The 17,466-nt window shown below is 70.7% G+C and carries 21 protein-coding genes; 15 read left to right on the top strand and 6 right to left on the bottom strand.

Going from position 1 to position 17,466, the window contains the following annotated elements; genetic code table 11:
- Positions 1 to 23: 23 nt before the first annotated feature.
- Genes RT91_RS04370 through RT91_RS04360 form a run of 3 tightly spaced genes read right to left on the bottom strand, consistent with a single transcriptional unit; the run spans position 24 to position 2,073 of the window.
- The gene (locus RT91_RS04370) at positions 24 to 593 is read right to left on the bottom strand and encodes a YeeE/YedE thiosulfate transporter family protein (RefSeq protein WP_035185836.1); all 570 of its coding nucleotides are present in this window, start codon (positions 591 to 593) and stop codon (positions 24 to 26) included.
- The gene (locus RT91_RS04365) at positions 590 to 1,114 is read right to left on the bottom strand and encodes a YeeE/YedE thiosulfate transporter family protein (protein ID WP_035185833.1); all 525 of its coding nucleotides are present in this window, start codon (positions 1,112 to 1,114) and stop codon (positions 590 to 592) included. The genes RT91_RS04370 and RT91_RS04365 overlap by 4 nt, the downstream gene beginning before the upstream one ends.
- 14 nt (positions 1,115 to 1,128) lie before the next feature.
- Complete coding sequence (locus tag RT91_RS04360) at positions 1,129 to 2,073, bottom strand: sulfurtransferase (protein ID WP_240314181.1); 945 nt, start codon at positions 2,071 to 2,073, stop codon at positions 1,129 to 1,131.
- Between RT91_RS04360 and RT91_RS21330 the strand changes: the two genes are divergently transcribed.
- The 6 genes from RT91_RS21330 (at position 2,072) to RT91_RS04335 (ending at position 8,460) form a co-directional block, all read left to right on the top strand.
- Positions 2,072 to 2,317 carry a hypothetical protein gene (locus RT91_RS21330; RefSeq protein ID WP_162491916.1) on the top strand — a complete coding sequence of 82 codons (246 nt, stop codon included), beginning with the start codon at positions 2,072 to 2,074 and terminating at the stop codon, positions 2,315 to 2,317. The two genes, RT91_RS04360 and RT91_RS21330, sit on opposite strands and share 2 nt — an antisense overlap.
- Before the next feature lie 104 nt (positions 2,318 to 2,421).
- Positions 2,422 to 4,617: a molybdopterin-dependent oxidoreductase gene (locus RT91_RS04355; RefSeq protein WP_035185831.1), complete on the top strand. Its 2,196-nt coding sequence runs from the start codon at positions 2,422 to 2,424 to the stop codon at positions 4,615 to 4,617.
- Complete coding sequence (locus RT91_RS04350; protein WP_035185830.1) at positions 4,617 to 5,159, top strand: 4Fe-4S dicluster domain-containing protein; 543 nt, start codon at positions 4,617 to 4,619, stop codon at positions 5,157 to 5,159. Before RT91_RS04355 ends, RT91_RS04350 begins: the two co-directional genes overlap by 1 nt.
- Positions 5,160 to 5,186: 27 nt before the next feature.
- Positions 5,187 to 6,224 (top strand): NrfD/PsrC family molybdoenzyme membrane anchor subunit, encoded by a 1,038-nt coding sequence (nrfD, locus tag RT91_RS04345; RefSeq protein WP_035185829.1) that lies wholly within the window; start codon positions 5,187 to 5,189, stop codon positions 6,222 to 6,224.
- A gap of 16 nt (positions 6,225 to 6,240) precedes the next feature.
- Positions 6,241 to 6,891: a rhodanese-like domain-containing protein gene (locus RT91_RS04340; protein ID WP_035185828.1), complete on the top strand. Its 651-nt coding sequence runs from the start codon at positions 6,241 to 6,243 to the stop codon at positions 6,889 to 6,891.
- Positions 6,892 to 6,921: 30 nt separating this feature from the next.
- Positions 6,922 to 8,460 carry a prenyltransferase gene (locus RT91_RS04335; protein WP_035185827.1) on the top strand — a complete coding sequence of 513 codons (1,539 nt, stop codon included), beginning with the start codon at positions 6,922 to 6,924 and terminating at the stop codon, positions 8,458 to 8,460.
- Here the strand turns inward: RT91_RS04335 and RT91_RS04330 are convergent.
- Positions 8,442 to 8,888, bottom strand: coding sequence for a type II toxin-antitoxin system RatA family toxin (locus RT91_RS04330; RefSeq protein WP_035185826.1), 447 nt, complete (start codon positions 8,886 to 8,888; stop codon positions 8,442 to 8,444). The two genes, RT91_RS04335 and RT91_RS04330, sit on opposite strands and share 19 nt — an antisense overlap.
- Before the next feature lie 9 nt (positions 8,889 to 8,897).
- Entirely contained in the window at positions 8,898 to 9,281 is a 384-nt protein-coding gene (locus RT91_RS04325; RefSeq protein ID WP_231844465.1) for a nuclear transport factor 2 family protein, read from the bottom strand.
- Positions 9,282 to 9,445: 164 nt separating this feature from the next.
- On the opposite strand from RT91_RS04325, the gene RT91_RS04320 reads away from it, so the two are divergent.
- Genes RT91_RS04320 through hypB form a run of 9 tightly spaced genes read left to right on the top strand, consistent with a single transcriptional unit; the run spans position 9,446 to position 16,337 of the window.
- Positions 9,446 to 10,567: a hydrogenase small subunit gene (locus RT91_RS04320; RefSeq protein WP_035185825.1), complete on the top strand. Its 1,122-nt coding sequence runs from the start codon at positions 9,446 to 9,448 to the stop codon at positions 10,565 to 10,567.
- Positions 10,564 to 12,360 (top strand): nickel-dependent hydrogenase large subunit, encoded by a 1,797-nt coding sequence (locus tag RT91_RS04315; protein WP_035185824.1) that lies wholly within the window; start codon positions 10,564 to 10,566, stop codon positions 12,358 to 12,360. The genes RT91_RS04320 and RT91_RS04315 overlap by 4 nt, the downstream gene beginning before the upstream one ends.
- Positions 12,361 to 12,393: 33 nt before the next feature.
- Entirely contained in the window at positions 12,394 to 13,128 is a 735-nt protein-coding gene (gene cybH, locus RT91_RS04310; RefSeq protein ID WP_013639343.1) for a Ni/Fe-hydrogenase, b-type cytochrome subunit, read from the top strand.
- Positions 13,125 to 13,700 carry a HyaD/HybD family hydrogenase maturation endopeptidase gene (locus tag RT91_RS04305; RefSeq protein WP_013639342.1) on the top strand — a complete coding sequence of 192 codons (576 nt, stop codon included), beginning with the start codon at positions 13,125 to 13,127 and terminating at the stop codon, positions 13,698 to 13,700. Before cybH ends, RT91_RS04305 begins: the two co-directional genes overlap by 4 nt.
- The gene (locus RT91_RS04300) at positions 13,700 to 14,098 is read left to right on the top strand and encodes a hydrogenase (protein ID WP_011941456.1); all 399 of its coding nucleotides are present in this window, start codon (positions 13,700 to 13,702) and stop codon (positions 14,096 to 14,098) included. Before RT91_RS04305 ends, RT91_RS04300 begins: the two co-directional genes overlap by 1 nt.
- Positions 14,099 to 14,100: 2 nt before the next feature.
- Positions 14,101 to 14,931 carry a hydrogenase expression/formation protein gene (locus RT91_RS04295; protein WP_035185823.1) on the top strand — a complete coding sequence of 277 codons (831 nt, stop codon included), beginning with the start codon at positions 14,101 to 14,103 and terminating at the stop codon, positions 14,929 to 14,931.
- A complete protein-coding gene (locus RT91_RS04290; protein WP_035185822.1) occupies positions 14,928 to 15,125 on the top strand; it encodes a rubredoxin in 198 nt (65 codons plus the stop codon). The genes RT91_RS04295 and RT91_RS04290 overlap by 4 nt, the downstream gene beginning before the upstream one ends.
- Positions 15,118 to 15,459 carry a hydrogenase maturation nickel metallochaperone HypA gene (hypA, locus tag RT91_RS04285; RefSeq protein WP_035185821.1) on the top strand — a complete coding sequence of 114 codons (342 nt, stop codon included), beginning with the start codon at positions 15,118 to 15,120 and terminating at the stop codon, positions 15,457 to 15,459. The genes RT91_RS04290 and hypA overlap by 8 nt, the downstream gene beginning before the upstream one ends.
- Complete coding sequence (gene hypB, locus RT91_RS04280) at positions 15,456 to 16,337, top strand: hydrogenase nickel incorporation protein HypB (protein WP_035185820.1); 882 nt, start codon at positions 15,456 to 15,458, stop codon at positions 16,335 to 16,337. Before hypA ends, hypB begins: the two co-directional genes overlap by 4 nt.
- A gap of 6 nt (positions 16,338 to 16,343) precedes the next feature.
- On the opposite strand, the gene hypE is transcribed toward hypB, so the two are convergent.
- Positions 16,344 to 17,360 carry a hydrogenase expression/formation protein HypE gene (hypE, locus tag RT91_RS04275; RefSeq protein ID WP_035185819.1) on the bottom strand — a complete coding sequence of 339 codons (1,017 nt, stop codon included), beginning with the start codon at positions 17,358 to 17,360 and terminating at the stop codon, positions 16,344 to 16,346.
- Between the last annotated feature and the right edge of the window lie 106 nt (positions 17,361 to 17,466).

Here is a 17,466-nt window from a genome sequence, read left to right as displayed (position 1 = left end):
GGCGAGCGGCGGGGCGGGCGCGGTCATGATGACGCCCGGCCGGCGGGGGCGGCGGTGAGTCGGACGACGGCGACGAGCAGGGCGAGCAGCGCGGACAGGATGATCCAGGGCGAGAGGTGCAGCAGCTGCGGCAGGGTGAGCGCCGCCTTGCCGGTGCGGGCGTAGGCCCAGGCGCCGATGGCGGGATAGGCGCCGTTGAACAGGATCGTGCCGGCGCCGATGCCGAGCAGGAAGACCAGGCCGTCGAGCCGGCCGGAGGCCAGGGCGACGGCGGCGGTGCCGGGGCAGTAGCCGCCGACGGCCATGCCGATGCCGATCAGGGCACCGCCGAGCAGCGTGCCCCAGAGATAGAGCGAGGGGACGAAGATGCGCCCGAAGGGCAGCAGGCCGAGATCGCGGAACAGGTAGAGCAGCGTCCCGGTGACGATGATCGCGGTGAACATCACCTTGAACACCGTCCAGTCCACGAGGCGGAGCTGGCCGGTGAGGCGCGCCGGGTCGGCGAAGCCGGCGCCCTCGAGGATCGCGCCGAAGGCGAGGCCGATGAGCAGGCCGGAGAGCGAGCCGGTCCAGCCGAGGGGGAGATGGATCATCGCCCGCCCTCCCCGCCCCAGAGCGGCGCGACGAGGCGGCCGGCGAGGAGGCCGGCGGCGAAGAAGCCGATGAGGAACACGAAGCCGGCGACGGCGAGCGGCGCCGAGCCGGACAGGCCCATGCCGCTGGTGCAGCCCATCGCCATGCGCGCGCCGAAGCCGGAGGCGGTGCCGCCGAGCAGGGCGAGGGCGAGACGGACCGGCGAGGCGGCGAGGCGCGGGCCGTCGATGCGCGGGCGCAGGCGGCGGCCGAGGGCGGCGCCGGCGAGGCCGCCGAGAAGCATGCCGCCGGCTTCCCAGACGATCCACTGATCGAGGCCGGCGCGGGCATAGGCGGCGAGGTAGCTGTGCGGCGCGAGCCCGCGCGGCGACGCCGCCGCCAGGGCCGACGCGGTGGCGTAGGTCGTCGCCCCGGTGACGCCGAGCCCGTGGCCGGTGGCGAGGAAGGTGACGAACAGCAGCACCCCCAGCGCCGCCCCGGCGGCATGGGGATTCCACACGGGGCGGAGGCCGGGTTTCATCGCGCGCGGTCCGCTCAGAAGGCCGAGTGGCCGGGGACCATCGGCAGGGCGGGGTTGCGCGACCATTCCGACATCGAACCGTCGTAGAGCCGGACGCGCGGATTGGCGAGGACCTCGCGCAGCACGAACCAGTCGGTCGAGGCGAAATGGCCGGTGTTGCAGAAGGTGATCGACGGCGCGCCGCGCTCGACGCCGGCGCGGTGCAGCGCCTGGGCGAGTTCGGGCATCGGGCGCACGCCCTCGCCATCGGCGGTCAGCACCGCCGAGAAGGGCAGGTTGCGCGCGCCGGGCAGCGTGCCGGCGCGGGCATCGACCGGCGCCCTGACCCGGCCCTCGAACTGGGCGGGGGGACGGGCATCGACCAGCTGGGCGGCGTGGCTGTCGAGCGTCGCGCGCACCATCGGCATCGTCGCGAGATATTCGGTGGTGGGATGCGGGACGAAGACGGCGGGGCGGAGGGGAACATTGCCGCGGGCGACCGGATCGACCGGGTCGGCGAACCAGGCGCGGTCGCCGCCGTTGAGGATCGAGGCGTTGTCGGCACCTTCCATGCGCAGCGTCCAGAACACGCGGGCGGCGGCGTTGAAGTCGCCGCGGGCGCGGCCGGCGGGGACGATGATGACGCGGGTCGCGTTGCCGATGCCGAAATGGCCGATGACGCCGGCGATCTGCTCCGGCGGGGGCAGCATGCCGGGGATGCCGTCGCGCGGGACGCGCCAGCCATCGTTGAGGAAGCCGGTGAAGACGGCGCCGGGAATGTGGCCGGCCTCGTAGGCCGGGCGCTGGGTGGCGGTGTCGTAGACCTCGAGGATGACCTGGCCGCGGTCGTGCAGGTGGGCGCGCAGCCAGGCGGCATCGACCAGCGGCGGCGCGGATGAGGCGGGCGCGGCGCGGGCGGGCGCGGTGGCGGCGAGGCCCAGCACCGCGATGCCGAGTGCCGCGGCGGAAAGCGATGCCATGATCGCGGCGGCCGGCCGGGCCGTGGCCAAGGCGGCTGTTCTCGTCTGCATGTTCATGAAAGTTCCGCTCCTTCCTCGCGCGCCGGGCGGCATTGCCGAGCCGCGGCGCGGCGTTGCGCCGTCATCACGATGCGCGCGCGGACAAATGAAGCCGCAGCAACCGCATCGCGCTGTTCAATATTGGATGCACGGCGGCAAGGCGTTGACGCAGGTCAATGCGGGCGACGATCGGCGGCTTTATTGACTTCATCCATGCGGATGAGGCGGTTCGGCCCTCGAACGCCAGGTTGCCGGCGATGACGGGCGGCGCGCCCGAGCCGCCGGCATCGCGGGGATGGAAAAGGCGGCATGCAGAGACGCGATTTCATCAGGATGAGTTCCGCCGTCGCCTCGGCCGCGCTGCTCGGCCCGACCCTCGCCGGGTGCAGCCGCCCCGCCGAGTGGCAAAGGATGATGACCGAGGCGCCGGCGACGGAAACCCCGACCGTCTGCAATATCTGCTTCTGGGCCTGTGCCGCGAAGGTTCACACGCGCGGCGAGCGGCTGTGGAAGATCACCGGCAACCCGGAGGATGCGCATTGCGAGGGCCGGCTCTGCACGCGCGGGACCGGCGGGGTCGGCGCCTATTACGATCCGAACCGGCTGGTGCGGCCGCTGGTGCGGATGGGCAAGGGGGCGGACCAGCGCTTCGAGGTGGCGAGCTGGGACAACGCGCTGGGGCTCGTGGCCGAGCGGATGGAGAAGATCGCGCGCGAGCACGGGCCGGACCGGCTGGCGGCGCTCGTGCACGGGCCGGGGGCGGCGCATTTCAGCCATCTGGTGCGCGCCTTCGGTTCGGACAGCATCGCCGAGCCGGCGTTCGCGCAGTGCCGCGGGCCGCGCGACACCGGGTTCTTCCTGACGTTCGGTCAGGGCTTCGGCTCGCCCGAGCAGACCGACATGGCGAAGGCGCGCTGCATCGTGCTGATCGGCACGCATATCGGCGAGAACCTGCACAACAGCCAGGTGCGGACCTTCACCGACGGCATCCGCAACGATGCGACGATCATCGTCGTCGATCCGCGCTTCTCGGTCGCGGCGGGGAAGGCGAATCACTGGCTGCCGATCCGCCCCGGCACCGATATCGCGCTGCTGCTGGCGTGGATGAACGTGATTCTCGCGGAGCGGCGCTACGATGCCGGATATGTGGCGCGGAACACGGTGGGGCTGGAGGCGCTGTGCGCGCATGTCGCGCCGTTCACGCCGGAATGGGCCTATGGCGAGACCGGGATCGAGCCCGCGCTGATCCGCGAGACGGCGCGGCTGATGGCGGCGGCGGCGCCGGCGACGGTGGTGCATCCGGGCCGGCACTCGACCTGGTGGGGCGACGACACGCAGCGGGCGCGGGCGATGGCGATCCTCGCCGGGCTGCTCGGGATCTGGGGCCGCGAGGGCGGCTATTACCTGCCGGAGAGCGTCGCCCTGCCCGCCTATCCGGTGCCCGCCTATCCGGTGCCGAAGACCTCGTGGCGGGAGATCGCGCTGCCGGTGTTTCCGCTGGCGGGCGCGCCGGTCACCAATGTCATTCTCGACAACGCGCACGGGGCGGACGCGCATTACAAGGGGCTGATCGTCTACGACACCAACCTGCCGATGACGATGCCCGGAATCCGCAGGACGCTGGAGGCGGCCGCGCAGTCGCTGGAGCTGATCGTCGCGGTCGACGTGCAGCCGGCCGAGGTGACCGGCTATGCCGATGTGGTGCTGCCGGAATGCTCGTATCTCGAACGGCACGACCCGCTGCGCAACAGCGGCGAGCGGTATCCCGCGCTCGCACTGCGGGCACCGGCGCTGCCGCCGCGCGGGGAGTCGAAGCCGGGATGGTGGATCGCACGCGAGATCGGCACGCGGCTCGGCCTTGGGCGGTATTTCCCGTGGACGGATTACACCGAGGTGATCGACTGGCAGCTGCGCCAGGTCGGCTCCTCGCTGAAGGAGCTGGAGACGACCGGGATCAGGGCGTTCCCGCGGCGGACGCCGGCGTATTTCGCGCCGGGGGAGACGCCGCGCTTCGGGACGCCGAGCGGAAAGATCGAGTTGTTCTCGGCAACCTTGCAGCAGGCGGGGTTCGATCCGCTGCCGCGCTACACGCGGCCGGAGGCGCCGCCGGCGGATCATTTCCACCTCAATTACGGCCGCGCGCCGCAGCACAGCTTCAGCCGCACGCAGAACAATCCCGTGCTCTACCAGCTGATGCCGGAGAACCTGGTGTGGATCCATCCGACGGCGGCGCGGCGCTTCGGCATTCGCAACGGAACCTATGTCCGGCTGGTGAACCAGGACGGGGTGGTGAGCAACAAGGTGCGGGTGCGGGTGACCGAGCGGACGCGGCCGGATTCGGTGTGGCTGGTGCACGGGTTCGGCCACACGGCGCCGGGGCTTTCGCTCGCGCGCGGGCGCGGCGCGGATGATTCGGCGCTGATGACGCGGGTGCTCTACGACCCGATCATGGGCGGCACCGGCATGCGGGGCAATTTCGTGACGTTCCGCAAGGAGAGCGCGTGATGCCGCATTTCGCCATGGTGATCGACACGAAGACCTGCATCGGCTGCACCGACTGCGTCGATGCCTGCCGGATGGAAAACAACGTGCCGGAGGGGCTGTGCTATGACTGGGTGGTGGAGATCACCGAGGGGCGGTATCCGTCGCTGAAGACGGAATTCCGCTCGGAGCGGTGCAATCACTGCTCGCACGCGACCTGCGTCGACGCCTGCCCGACCGGGGCGAGCCAGTACTGGAACGGCAGCAACATCGTGGTGGTCGATGCGACGCGCTGCACCGGCTGCAAGGCGTGCATCGCCGCCTGCCCCTACGATTCCCGGCTGATCATGGAACCGCAGGGCTATATCGGCAAATGCACCTTCTGCGTCCATCGGGTGCAGTATGGCGAGGACCCGGCCTGCGTGGCGACCTGCCCGGCGCATGCGATGCATTTCGGGCTGCTGGACGATCCGGGCAGCGCGGTCAGCCGGCTGCTCGCCACGCGCGCGCATTACGTGCTGGCGCCGGAGACCGGCAACCAGCCCAACGTGTTCTACCTGCGTTAGTGCGGATGGCGGACGGAGGACGGGCGGATGCGTGAAGAGGTTCTGGCGAGCGTTCTGGCGAATCCCCGCGTCGAGCCGCATCTGGCGATCTGGGGATGGCAGATCGCGACCTATCTGTTTCTCGGCGGGCTGGCGGGCGGGATGATGCTGTGCTCGGGCGCGGTGATCCTCGGGCGGCGGGACGAGGATGCGCCCTTCGCCGCGCGGCGCGCGCCGCTGGTGGCGCTGGTGCTGCTGGCGGTCGGGCTCGGCGCGCTGTTCCTCGACCTCGAGCGCAAGATCGATGTGTGGCGGTTCTACACGGTCCTGCATGTGACCTCGCCGATGTCGTGGGGATCGTGGATATTGCTGCTGGTGATGCCGGCGCTGGCGCTGATGGCGCTGGGCGGGATCGATGCCGGGTTTCCGCCGCTGGCGCGATGGCTGCGGAGGCTGCCCGCGATCGGCGCGCTGGCGGGGCGGGTGATCGGGCTGAGCGTCGCGGCGCGGCGGGCGGTGGCGGCGGTGAACGTCGCGCTCGGGATCGCGCTCTGCGTCTATACCGGCGTGCTGCTCTCGGGGTTCAACGCGCGGCCGTTCTGGCATTCGGCGCTGCTCGGGCCGCTGTTCCTGGTCTCGGGCATGTCGACCGGGGCGGCGGTGATCGTTCTCGGCGCGCGCACGGCGAAGGAGCGGCACCTGTTCGGGCGGATCGATCTCGGGCTGATCCTGGTGGAGATGGCGCTGATCGGGCTGTTCCTGATCGACATGCTCAATGGCGACGCGTTGCAGCAGGCGGCGGCGGCGCTGCTGCTGGGCGGGGCGCTGACCGGGCTGTTCTGGGTCGGGTTCATGGCGCTCGGCCTCGCGCTGCCGCTGCTGATGGAAGCGGCGAGCTGGCGCCGCCCGATCGCGCTGCTGGCCGGCACCGCCTCGGTGCTGGTGCTGGTCGGCGGGTTCCTGCTGCGCGACATCGTCGTCACCGCCGGGCAACAGACCGGCTGGCGGAGCTTTCACAACCAGTTCAACGCCGCCCTGCTCGACCGCCTGCGCCATGACGGCGAAAACCCGAACGGCCGCTTCTAGAAGGAACGCAACCACCATGGCCCGCACACCGAAACACGCCCCGCTCCTTTCGCTGCTGACCGCCGCGGCCGCCGCGGTGCCGCCGCTGCCGACGGCCCTTGCCGTGATGGCGCCGGCGGGCGCGGCACTGGCCGCCGCACCGGGCGCTTCGACGACGCTGGCGCAGGCGATCGCGCGCGGCGACACGCAGATCGCGCCGGCCAGCGTGCGGGCGCTGATCATGGCGCAGCGGCGGGATTTCACGCTGATCGACATCCGCGCGCCGAAGGAGTTCGCCGCCGGGCATATCCGCGACGCGCGTAACGTTCCGATATCGCAACTTGCGCTGCCGCAGGAGATCAACCGCCTGCGCCGCTCGCCGCAGGTGATCTTGTATGGCAACGCCACGGACAAGGCGGCCGAGGCGGCGGTGATGCTGCGGGCCTCGGGGGTGATGGCGCGGGCGATGACGGGCGGGCTCGCGGCGTGGGGACAGGCGCTGGAGGCGGCGGCGGCGCGGCCGGACCAGGCGGCGATGGTGCGGGCGCTCAACCTCTGCCCCGAGATCGTGGCGACGCCGATCGCGCCGGCCCCGGCCGCACCCGAGGCGGCCCCCGCCGCGCCGCAGGCGGCACCGAAGGCGCCGGCCGGAACGGCGCCGGTCAATCTGAACGGCATGTGCGGCTGAGCGCGGAATTCGGGACGACGGGAGGCCGGGATGGACCAGTTCGGCGCCATGCGCCTCGGCGGCAACGCGGAGCGGGCGAGTGCGGACCAGGCGCTGACCGCGCAACTGTTCGACAAGGCGCGGCGGATGGTGATCGCCGGCGCGATCGACGGCAACCCGTCGGCAACACCGCTGCTCTGCGCGCGGGATGGGGAGGACATCGTCTTCGCCGCCCATCGCGCCTCGCGCCTCGCCGCCCTGCTGTCGATCAATCCGCGGGCGCAGGCGATCGTCGAGACTGACGATCCGTTATTTTCGCTCCTGCTGGAGGTCACGGGCTTCTGCGTCGAGCTGCGGGAAGCGGCGGCGCGGGGGCGGGTGTTGGCGGCGCTGCATGGCGGGGCCGGGCCGGATGACGCGGCGGCGCGAGAATTTGCCTGCTACCGGCTGCGGCCGACCAGGCTCGCGCTGGTGGACCGGATGGCGACGCCGCGCTTCGCCTGGCAGGCGCTGCCGCAGAACCGGCGCAGCGACGCGCGGCTGGCGCTGGACGATCTCGGCGGGTGGATGCGGCTGTGGATCCGCACCGTGCGGGCACCGTTCTTCACCGCCGCGATCGTGCCGGTGCTGCTGGGCGGGGCGGTGGCGCGGTTCGCGATGGCACGGGCCGGGACCGGGGCTGACTGGCCGTGGGCGCTGTTCCTCTGGTGCATCGCGGGCGTTCTGCTGGCGGCGGCGGGGACGAACCTGATCAACGATTACGGCGACCACGAGACCGGGGCCGACGAGGGCAACGAGGTTGGCGGCAATCCGTTCACCGGGGGCAGCCGGGCGATCCAGCTCGGGATGGTGGCGGCGTGGAAGGTGCTGCTGGGCAGCGCGATCTGCTTCGGCGGCACGGTCGCGATCGGGCTGCACATCAACGCGGCACTCGCCGGCCACGCGCTGGCGCCGACGCCGCTGCTCGGCTTCGGCGTGATCGGCTGCGCACTCGGCATCATGTATACCATGGGACCGTTCCGGCTGAGCTATCGCGGGCTCGGCGAGGTCGCGGTGCCGCTCGGCTTCGGGCCGGTGATCGTGCTCGGCACCGCCTATGTGCTGGCGAAGGCGATGCACGTGCCGGTGCCCTGGCTGGCGGGGCTGCTGGCCGCCCTGCCGGTTTCGGTGTTCGTGCTGCTGATCCTGTGGATCAACCAGTTCCAGGACGCGCCGGCCGACGCGGCGGCGGGCAAGCGGACCTGGGTGGTGCGGCTGGCGGAGACGGCGGGCGGCGACATCGATTTCCGGCGGCCGTTCCGCGCCTATCTGGCGCTGGATGCCGCGGGGTTCGGGCTGATCGCGCTGCTCGGGCTGATCGGGCGGGCCGATCCGGCGCTGGCGACACGATATGCGTTCCTCGCGCTGCTGCCGCTGCCGCTCGCCCTCGTCGCGACGCGCAAGGGGAGCTTGTGGGTGCGGCGCTGGCGGGCGGCGCCGGGCGAGCGGGCGCGGTTGCCGTTCGAGCTGCTCGGGGTGAACGCGATCACCATCGGCGTGCACCTGGCGACCGGGCTGCTGCTGGCGCTCGCCTATCTTCTCGCGGGGTGAGCGGCGCGGCCCCTCGCCTCCCGCTCGAACGCCGCGACCACCCGCCAGAGCAGCACCGGCACGAGGCGCGATGCCATCGCATCGAGCGGGCGGGAGTCGAATTCGACCGCGAGTTCGGCGCGGATCAGCGTTGCCGCCGGGCGCATCTCGCGCAGCGACCAGGACAGGGCGAAATCGCGGAAGGGGTGCAAGGCCGAACGGATGGCGATGCGGTGCGGCGGGTCGAGGGTGGCGGCGGAGACGAAGTCCATCCGCAGGCCCATGATGCTGACGGCCTGGCGCACCGTCATCCGGCGCGCGGTGCGCTCGAGGATGGTCGCGGAGAGCCAGAAGGGGACGAAGCGGGGATAGGATTCGATGTCGGCGATCAGGTCGTAGGCCGCGGCGACCGGGATCGCGAGGCGCCGCTCGATCCGGCAGGAGGCCATGACGCGCCGTCAGTCCGACGGGGCGACGAGCGGGGCGAGGTCGGCGTAGATGCGGTAGTCGGTGATGCCGAGATCGGAGACGCGCCAGATGGTGGCGGCCGGAAGGGAGACCACCGATCCGTCGCGGCGGCGGTAGAGCACGGTGAGCTGGGTGATGACGGAATCGCCGACATGCCAGACATCGATGATGTCGTGCCGCAATTCGCGGATGGCGGCGAAGAATGCCGTGACCGCGGCGCGGATGGCGGCGGGGCCGATGACGGGGGCGGCATTGCCGAAGACAAACATGCCGTTATTGGCGAAGAGCGACGCGAAGGCGGCGGCGTCCTGGCGGTCGATCGCGGCGAAGACCTTTGCCGCATCGGCGAGGTGGGACGGGGATCGGTCGGGCATCCTGTTGTCCATGGCGACGTCATTACGCCATTCCGCGTTGGCCGGGCTTGACCTAGATCAATGAAGGTTCGCTGTGCCGGCCGCAACATGACGTCATTATTGGGTCGAACAGAAAACACTTCGGCAGAACCAGCCCAGTGGCGCCGGGGCGAGGAGGACCTGTCATGCCGGATGAGACGCGAACCTTCTACGAGCTGATGCGCGCGCAGGGAACCAGCCGCCGCTCGTTCCTGAAATTCTGCAGCCTGACCGCCGCGGCACTCGGGCTCGACCCCGTTTATGCGACGCGGATCGCGCATGCGATGGAGACCAAGCCGCGGATTCCGGTGCTCTGGATGCATGGGCTGGAATGCACGTGCTGTTCGGAATCGTTCATCCGCTCGGGCCATCCGCTGGCGCGGGATGTGATCCTGAAGATGATCTCGCTCGATTACGACGACACGCTGATGGCGGCGGCCGGGCACCAGGCGGAGTCGATCCTCGATGAAATTCCGAGGAAGTACAAGGGCCGTTACATTCTGGCGGTGGAGGGCAACCCGCCGCTGAACGAGGACGGCATGTACTGCATCGTCGGCGGCAAGCCCTTCGTCGAGAAGCTCAAGGCGGTGGCGGCGGATGCGATGGCGGTGATCGCCTGGGGGGCCTGCGCCTCGTGGGGATGCGTGCAGGCGGCGCGGCCGAACCCGACCGCGGCGACGCCGATCGACAAGGTGATCACCGGCAAGCCGATCATCAAGGTGCCGGGCTGCCCGCCGATCGCGGAGGTGATGACCGGCGTGATCACCTACATGGTGACGTTCGGGCGGCTGCCGGAGCTGGACGCGCGGGGCCGGCCGCTGATGTTCTATGGTCAGCGGATCCACGACAAATGTTATCGGCGGCCGCATTTCGACGCCGGCGAGTTCGTCGAGGCGTGGGACGACGAGGGGGCGCGCGAGGGCTATTGCCTCTACAAGATGGGCTGCCGGGGGCCGACCACCTACAACGCCTGCTCGACGACGCGGTGGAATGGCGGCGTGTCGTTCCCGATCCAGTCCGGGCATGGCTGCATCGGCTGCGCCGAGGACAATTTCTGGGATAATGGCCCGTTCTACCAGCGGCTTTCGCATATCGGCGCGGGATTCGGCATCGAGGCGACGGCGGACGAGGTGGGCGCGGTGGTCGCGGGCGCCGCGGGGGCCGGCATTCTCGCGCATGCGGGGGCGAGTGTGGTCAAGCACATGCTGGGCAAGCCGCATCCCGACGATGCGGCACGACACAGCGGCGATGAAGGAGACAGGCCGTGACCAGCGTCAGCACGCCGAACGGCTTCGCGCTCGATGCGGGCGGCAAGCGCATGGTGGTCGATCCGGTGACGCGGATCGAGGGGCACATGCGCTGCGAGGTGAATCTCGACGAGAACAACGTGATCCGCAACGCGGTCTCCTCGGGGACGATGTGGCGCGGGCTGGAGGTGATCCTGAAGGGGCGCGACCCGCGGGATGCCTGGGCGTTCTGCGAGCGGATCTGCGGCGTGTGCACCGGGGTGCATGCGCTCGCCTCGGTGCGGACGGTGGAGGACGCGCTGGGAATCCGGATTCCGGCCAACGCCAACACGATCCGCAACCTGATCACCGCCTCGCTCTGGGCGCAGGATCATCTCGTGCATTTCTACCACCTGCACGCGCTGGACTGGGTGGACGTGGTGAGCGCGCTGAAGGCCGATCCGAAGGCGACGAGCGCGCTGGCGCAGTCGATCTCGCCGTGGCCGAATTCCTCGCCGGGCTATTTCCGCGACGTGCAGACGCGGTTGCAGAAATTCGTGGACTCGGGCCAGCTCGGGCCGTTCATGAACGGCTACTGGGGCAACCCCGCCTACAAGCTGCCGCCCGAGGCGAACCTGATGGCGGTGTCGCACTATCTGGAGGCGCTCGATTTCCAGCGCGAGATCGTCAAGATCCATACCGTGTTCGGCGGCAAGAACCCGCATCCGAACTGGCTGGTCGGCGGGATGGCCTGCGCGATCAATCTCGACGGTCCGCTCGCCGCCGGCGCGCCGGTGAACATGGTGCAGCTCAATCTGGTGTCGTCGATCATCGACCAGACCATCGCGTTCATCGACCAGGTCTATATTCCGGACCTGAAGGCCATCGCCTCGTTCTACAAGACCTGGCAGTACGGGCGCGGGCTGGCGGGGCGCAACGTGATGTCGTACGGCGAGTTCCCGTTCGAGGCGAACGCGTGGACGGACCGGAACCTGATGATTCCGCGCGGCGCGATCGTCAACGGCAACCTCGCCGAAATTCACGAGGTGGATGCGCGCGACCCGCAGCAGATCCAGGAATTCGTCGATCATTCCTGGTACAAATACCCGAACGAGTCCGTGGGCCTGCATCCTTGGTCGGGGATCACCGATCCGGATTTCCGGCTCGGCGCCAAGACCGTCGGCACCAAGACGGATATCCGCCAGCTCGATGAATCGGAGAAATACTCCTTCATCAAGGCGCCGCGCTGGCGCGGCCATGCGATGGAGGTGGGGCCACTTTCGCGCTTCACCATCGGCTACGCCAGGGGAATGGCGGAATTCAAGGAGCCGGTCGACCGGCTGCTGAAGGATCTCGGCCTGCCCTTCGAGGCGCTGTTCACCACACTCGGGCGCACCGCCGCGCGGGGGCTGGAAGCCTCGTGGGCGGCGCATGCGATGCGCCGGCTGCACGACCAGCTGATGGACAATCTCAAGGCCGGCGATCTCGCCACCGCGAGCACGGCGAAATGGGAGCCGGCGAGCTGGCCGGCGGAGGCGAAGGGCGTGGGGCTGGTGGAGGCGCCGCGCGGGGCGCTCGGGCACTGGATTCATATCCGCAACGGAAAAATCGAGGCCTATCAGGCGGTGGTGCCGACGACGTGGAACGGCTCGCCGCGCGACCCGGCCGGCAATATCGGCGCCTTCGAGGCGGCGCTGCTCAACACGCCGCTCGCCAATGCCGAGCAGCCGCTGGAGATCCTGCGCACGCTGCACAGTTTCGATCCGTGCCTCGCCTGCTCGACGCATGTGATGGCGCCGGACGGCGGCGAGCTGGTGCGCGTGCAGGTGCTCTGAGGGATCGTCGGAAACAGGATCGGGGATCGTGCCATGACGGCAGACACGCGGACGACGCCTACGGATCTCGCGCAGGGAGCGACGGCGAGGCGGGTGAGCGCGCCGGTCTATGTGTACGAGCTGCCGGTGCGGATCTGGCACTGGGTGATGGCGCTGTCGATCGTGATTTTGTCGATCACCGGATTCCTGATCGCCGATCCGCTGTGGCCGTTGCAGGTCGGCCAGCCGAGCCAGCATTTCCTGATGGGCGACATCCGCACGATCCATTTCATCACCGGCGACGTGTTCGCGGTGGCGATGCTGGTGCGGATCTACTGGGCGATCGTCGGCAACCGGTATGCGCGGGAGATCTTCGCGCCCGCGGTCTGGCGGCGGTCGTGGCGGCGCGAGTTCGCCAGGACGATCCGCTGGTACCTGTTCCTCGAACGCGAGACGAGCAAGGAGATCGGGCATAATCCGCTGGCGCAGCTTGCGATGTTCGCGATGTTCACGCTCGGCGTGCTGTTCCAGATCGTCACCGGCTTCGCGCTGTTCGGCGAGGGGACCGGCCATGGCACCTGGGCCTTTGCGCTGTTCACGAGCTGGGTGATGCCGCTCTTCGGCAACAGCCAGGCGGTGCACACATGGCATCACCTGGCGATGTGGTACCTGATCCTGTTCGCGATGGTCCATGTCTACATGTCGGTGCGGGAGGACATCATGTCGCGGCAGACGATGATCAGCACGATGATCAATGGCTGGCGCTTCTTCAAGGACGACCGGGAATGAGCCGCGGGGCGACGGTGCTCGGGATCGGCAACGTGCTCTGGGCGGACGAGGGGTTCGGCGTGCGCGCGGTGGAGGCGCTGAATGCCGGCTGGACGTGCGGGCCGGAGGTGCGCCTCGTCGATGGCGGGACGCAGGGGCTGGCGCTGCTGCCGGTGGTGGGCGAGGCCGGGCTGCTGGTCATTCTCGACGCGGTGGATTTCGGGCTGGCGCCGGGGACGCTGATGGTGGCGGCCGACGACGAGGTGCCGCGCTACCTGACCGCGAAGAAGCTGAGCCTGCACCAGACGAGTTTCCAGGACGTGCTGGCGCTGGCGCAGATTTCGGGGCGGGCGCCGGCGCGGATGGTGCTGGTCGGCGTGCAGCCCTGCGACCTCGACACCTATGGCGGCGGGCTGTCGGCGCCGGTGGCGGCGCGGATCGGCGAGGCGGTGGACATCGTGCGGGCGCATCTGGCCGGGGCGGGGTTCGCGCTCGCGCCGCGCGCGGCCGGCGAGGAGGCGGAGCCGCTCGGCCCGGCCGCGGTGGCGATGACGTTCGGCGGACCGGCGGCGCAGATAGCGGAGGCATCGTGATGGCGGGATCGGCGGCACTGGCGCGGCTCGCGGCGGCGGAGGGCGTGCGGGAGCTGGGCGGCGACGGGCTGGAGGCGGCGCTGGCCGAGGGCACGACGCTGGTCCTGTTCACCGGCGATCCGGCGCGGCATCGGGAGATCGACGATGTCGCCGTGATCGTGCCGGAGCTTGCGAAGGCGTTCGCGGGGCGGTTCCGCTGCGCGATGGTGGACCCGGACCGGGAGCGGGCGGCGGCGGCGCGGTTCAGGGTGGTGGTCCGCCCGACGCTCGTTCTGGTGCATGAGGGGGCGATGATCGGCAGCGTCGCGCGGATGCGGAGCTGGGCGGAGTATCTCGAGGCGATCGGCGGGATGCTCGACAGGATCGGCGCGCCGGCGGCCGCCGCGATGGAGGCCTGACGATGGACCCGTTCGCCCTGCCCGCGCGATCCGGCACCGCCGAGGCGGGACCGGACTATCTCGCGCTGCCGACGGAGATGCATGTGTTCCGCGCGCCCTCGCTGCCCGACGATCCGGCGGCGCGGGCGCGGTGCCGCACCTGGCTGCAGCGGATCGGCGCGGCGCTGGAGGCGGCGGCATCCGGCGCTGCGGTGGGGCAGATCGTGCTCGACGAGGCGTCGGCGGCGGATTGCGCCAGTCTCGACGAGATCCTGCTCGATGGCGAGGTGAGCGCGCTGGTGCTGGGCGCGCCGGAATGGCAGATCGGCGAGACGGCCTATACCGGATTGTGGCGGCTGCGGGCGCGCGATGCGGCGACCGGGCGGCGGCTGGACCGGCTGGAGATCGGGCCAATACCGGCGGTGGTGGCGGCGCGCGCCGCAGCTTCCTGGGGGCTTATGGAGCTGCCGGCGCCGGAGGCGATTCCGCCGGAGATGGTCAACGCGCCGCACGTGCTGGCGGAACTGCGCGCCCGCAGCGCCGCGTTCCAGCCGGGCGGCGCGGCGCATGTGATCAATCTCGGCCTGCTGCCGCTGGCCGAGGCGGAGCTGACCTGGCTGGTGCGCACGCTCGGCGAGGGGCCGGCGATCATTCTCTCGGGCGGGTATGGCACCTGCCGGATCCGCAGCACGCGCCTCGCCGGGACCTGGTGGGTGCAGTATTACAACGCGGCGGACGCGCTGATCCTGAACACGCTGGAGATCGCCGCGGTGCCGGCGGTGGCCTGCGCCGCCCAGGACGACATCGCCGAATCCGCATCGCGCGTGCGGGCGCTGGAGGCGGCCTATCCATGAGCGGGACCGCCGAGCTTTCCCGCTACGAGTGCCGGATCTGCTGGCATGTGTACGATCCGGCGGCGGGCGACGAGGTGTGGCAGATCGCGCCGGGGACGGCGTTCGCCGACCTGCCGGAGTCGTGGCATTGCCCGAACTGCGACGCCGAGCGCCACCAGTTCCTGCCGCTCGACGCGGAGGACCGCGATGCATGAGATGGCGCTCTGCGAGGGGCTGGTGCAGGCGCTGGAAGCGCAGGCGGGGGCGGCCGCGTTCAGCCGGGTGCATGCGGTGGAGCTGGAAATCGGCGCGCTGGCGGCGGTGGAACGCGAGGCGATGCGGTTCAATTTCGGCATCGTCACGCGCGGCACGCTGGCGGAGGACGCGCGGCTCGACATCGTCGAGGTCGATGGCAGGGCCTGGTGCATGCAATGCGGCACCACGGTGACGCTGCGGCGCTTCGGCGATCCGTGTCCGCATTGCGGCAGCCTGCAATTGCAGGTGCTCGACGGCAAGCAGATCAGGATCAGGCAGATCGAGGTGACATGATGTGCGGCATATGCGGCTGCGGCGATACCGGGGAACACCATCATGAGCATGAGCATGATCATGGGCATGGGCACGGGCACGACCACGGGCATGATCATGGCCACGCGGCGGAGCACGCGCACGCGGCGGGGCTGGCGCCGGCGCGGATGGTGCGGGTGGAGCAGGACATCATGGCGGCGAACCAGCGCCATGCCGATGCCAACCGGACGTATTTCGCCGAGCGGGGCATTTTCGTCGTCAACCTCGTCTCCAGCCCCGGCTCGGGCAAGACCTCGCTGCTGGTGCGGACGGTCGCGGCGCTGAAGGCGGAGATGCCGGTCGCGGTGATCGAGGGCGACCAGCAGACGGAGTTCGACGCCGAGCGGATCCGCGCGGCGGGGGCGCCGGCCTGGCAGATCAATACCGGCAAGGCGTGCCATCTCGACGCGCACATGGTCGGCCACGCGCTGGAGCACCTGCCGGCGCTGGAGGGCGGGATCCTGTTCATCGAGAATGTCGGCAACCTCGTCTGCCCGGCGGGGTTCGACCTCGGCGAGGCGCACAAGGTCGTCATTCTCTCGGTGACCGAGGGCGAGGACAAGCCGCTGAAATATCCGCACATGTTCCACGCCGCCGACCTGATGCTGGTCAACAAGATCGACCTGCTGCCGCATGTGGCGTGCGACATGGAGCTGATCCTCGCCGGCGCGCTGCGGGTGAATCCGGCCATCGGGTCGGTCGCGGTCTCGGCGGCGACGGGAGAGGGATTCGGCGCCTGGCTGGACTGGCTGCGCCAGGGGCGCGAGCGGGCGCGGCGGGCGCAGCACGGGGCGATGCAGGCGCGGCGCGAGGCGTTGCGGCGGGAGCTGGCCTCGATCGACGCGACGCTCGCGGGCTGATCCCGCTCAGCAGATCCGCGGCAGCGGGTCGGATTCCAGTTCGGGCAGGGTCCGCGCGCCGCCGATGCGGGTGCGCAGGAGAACCGGGGCATCGGCCGGGGCGGCCGCGCCGATCGCGCCGATGATCGCGGCCCCCTCCCCTTCGGGCAAGGCGCGCCAGGCGGCGAGGATGGCGGCGGCCGCCGCCGGGGCGGCGACGGCGACGACGCGGCCCTCGCTCGCGAGGTAGAGCGGATCGTAGCCGAGCATGTCGCAGACCGCGCGCGTGGTGCCGCGGACGGGGATCGCCGCCTCGTCGAGTTCGACGGCGCGGCCGGCGCCGCGGGCGATTTCATGGGCGACGGTGGCGAGGCCGCCGCGCGTGGGATCGCGCATGAAGCGCAGGCCGGGCAGGACGGCGATGGCGGCGGTGAGCGGCAGGACGCTCGCGGCGTCGGACACGACATCGCCGCTGAGGCCGAATTCCTCGCGCGCCAGCATCACCGCGATGCCGTGATCGCCCACCGGGCCGCTGACCAGCAGGGCATCGCCGGTCTCGATCCGGCCGAGGCCGAGGCCGCAGCCGGGCGGGCGGACGCCGATGCCGGTGAGGGCGAGATAGATCCCCCCGCCCTGCCCGCGCGGCAGGACCTTGGTATCGCCGGCGACGACGCGCACGCCGGCGGCGCGGGCGGCGCCGGCGAGGCTGGCGACGATGCGCTCCAGCCGGGCGATTTCCAGCCCCTCCTCGATCAGCGCGGCCAGGGTGAGATAGAGCGGGCGGGCGCCGGCGACGGCGAGGTCGTTCACCGTGCCGTGCACCGCGAGGGCGCCGATGTCGCCGCCGGGGAAGCTGAGCGGCTGGACGGTGAAGCCGTCGGTGGTGACGACGATCTCGCCCGCGGGCAGGGCGACGGGCACGGCGTCGGCCCCGGTGTCGAGCGCGGGGTCGGCGAGGTGGCGGGCGAAGACCTCCTCGATCAGCGCCCGCATCAGGCGGCCGCCATTGCCGTGGGCAAGGCTGACATGGGTATCCTCGATCACGCGCGTCCTCCGTATTCGATGATCTGGCCGAAGCTGAGCCCGGCATCGTTGCAGGCGATCGCCTCGCCGAACAGGGTTGCGAAGCCGGCGGCGCGCAGGGCGGGGG

It is taken from the genome of Acidiphilium sp. JA12-A1 (genome assembly GCF_000724705.2).
Classification (GTDB): domain Bacteria; phylum Pseudomonadota; class Alphaproteobacteria; order Acetobacterales; family Acetobacteraceae; genus Acidiphilium; species Acidiphilium multivorum.
Note: the sequence above shows the minus strand (reverse complement) of the source record. Positions and strands in the feature narration are given on the sequence as shown.

Coding starts and splice junctions, on each gene's coding strand:
- RT91_RS04350 (WP_035185830.1), top strand. CDS start 4,617: ATGCCGCATTTCGCCATGGTGATCGACACGAAGACCTGCATCGGCTGC.
- RT91_RS04295 (WP_035185823.1), top strand. CDS start 14,101: ATGGACCCGTTCGCCCTGCCCGCGCGATCCGGCACCGCCGAGGCGGGA.
- RT91_RS04330 (WP_035185826.1), bottom strand. CDS start 8,888: ATGGCCTCCTGCCGGATCGAGCGGCGCCTCGCGATCCCGGTCGCCGCG.
- hypB (WP_035185820.1), top strand. CDS start 15,456: ATGATGTGCGGCATATGCGGCTGCGGCGATACCGGGGAACACCATCAT.
- nrfD (WP_035185829.1), top strand. CDS start 5,187: ATGCGTGAAGAGGTTCTGGCGAGCGTTCTGGCGAATCCCCGCGTCGAG.
- RT91_RS04355 (WP_035185831.1), top strand. CDS start 2,422: ATGCAGAGACGCGATTTCATCAGGATGAGTTCCGCCGTCGCCTCGGCC.
- RT91_RS04335 (WP_035185827.1), top strand. CDS start 6,922: ATGGACCAGTTCGGCGCCATGCGCCTCGGCGGCAACGCGGAGCGGGCG.
- RT91_RS04300 (WP_011941456.1), top strand. CDS start 13,700: ATGGCGGGATCGGCGGCACTGGCGCGGCTCGCGGCGGCGGAGGGCGTG.
- RT91_RS04360 (WP_240314181.1), bottom strand. CDS start 2,073: ATGGCATCGCTTTCCGCCGCGGCACTCGGCATCGCGGTGCTGGGCCTC.
- RT91_RS04340 (WP_035185828.1), top strand. CDS start 6,241: ATGGCCCGCACACCGAAACACGCCCCGCTCCTTTCGCTGCTGACCGCC.
- RT91_RS04290 (WP_035185822.1), top strand. CDS start 14,928: ATGAGCGGGACCGCCGAGCTTTCCCGCTACGAGTGCCGGATCTGCTGG.
- RT91_RS04305 (WP_013639342.1), top strand. CDS start 13,125: ATGAGCCGCGGGGCGACGGTGCTCGGGATCGGCAACGTGCTCTGGGCG.
- hypA (WP_035185821.1), top strand. CDS start 15,118: ATGCATGAGATGGCGCTCTGCGAGGGGCTGGTGCAGGCGCTGGAAGCG.
- RT91_RS04320 (WP_035185825.1), top strand. CDS start 9,446: ATGCCGGATGAGACGCGAACCTTCTACGAGCTGATGCGCGCGCAGGGA.
- RT91_RS04365 (WP_035185833.1), bottom strand. CDS start 1,114: ATGAAACCCGGCCTCCGCCCCGTGTGGAATCCCCATGCCGCCGGGGCG.
- RT91_RS04325 (WP_231844465.1), bottom strand. CDS start 9,281: ATGCCCGACCGATCCCCGTCCCACCTCGCCGATGCGGCAAAGGTCTTC.
- cybH (WP_013639343.1), top strand. CDS start 12,394: ATGACGGCAGACACGCGGACGACGCCTACGGATCTCGCGCAGGGAGCG.
- RT91_RS04370 (WP_035185836.1), bottom strand. CDS start 593: ATGATCCATCTCCCCCTCGGCTGGACCGGCTCGCTCTCCGGCCTGCTC.
- RT91_RS21330 (WP_162491916.1), top strand. CDS start 2,072: ATGATCGCGGCGGCCGGCCGGGCCGTGGCCAAGGCGGCTGTTCTCGTC.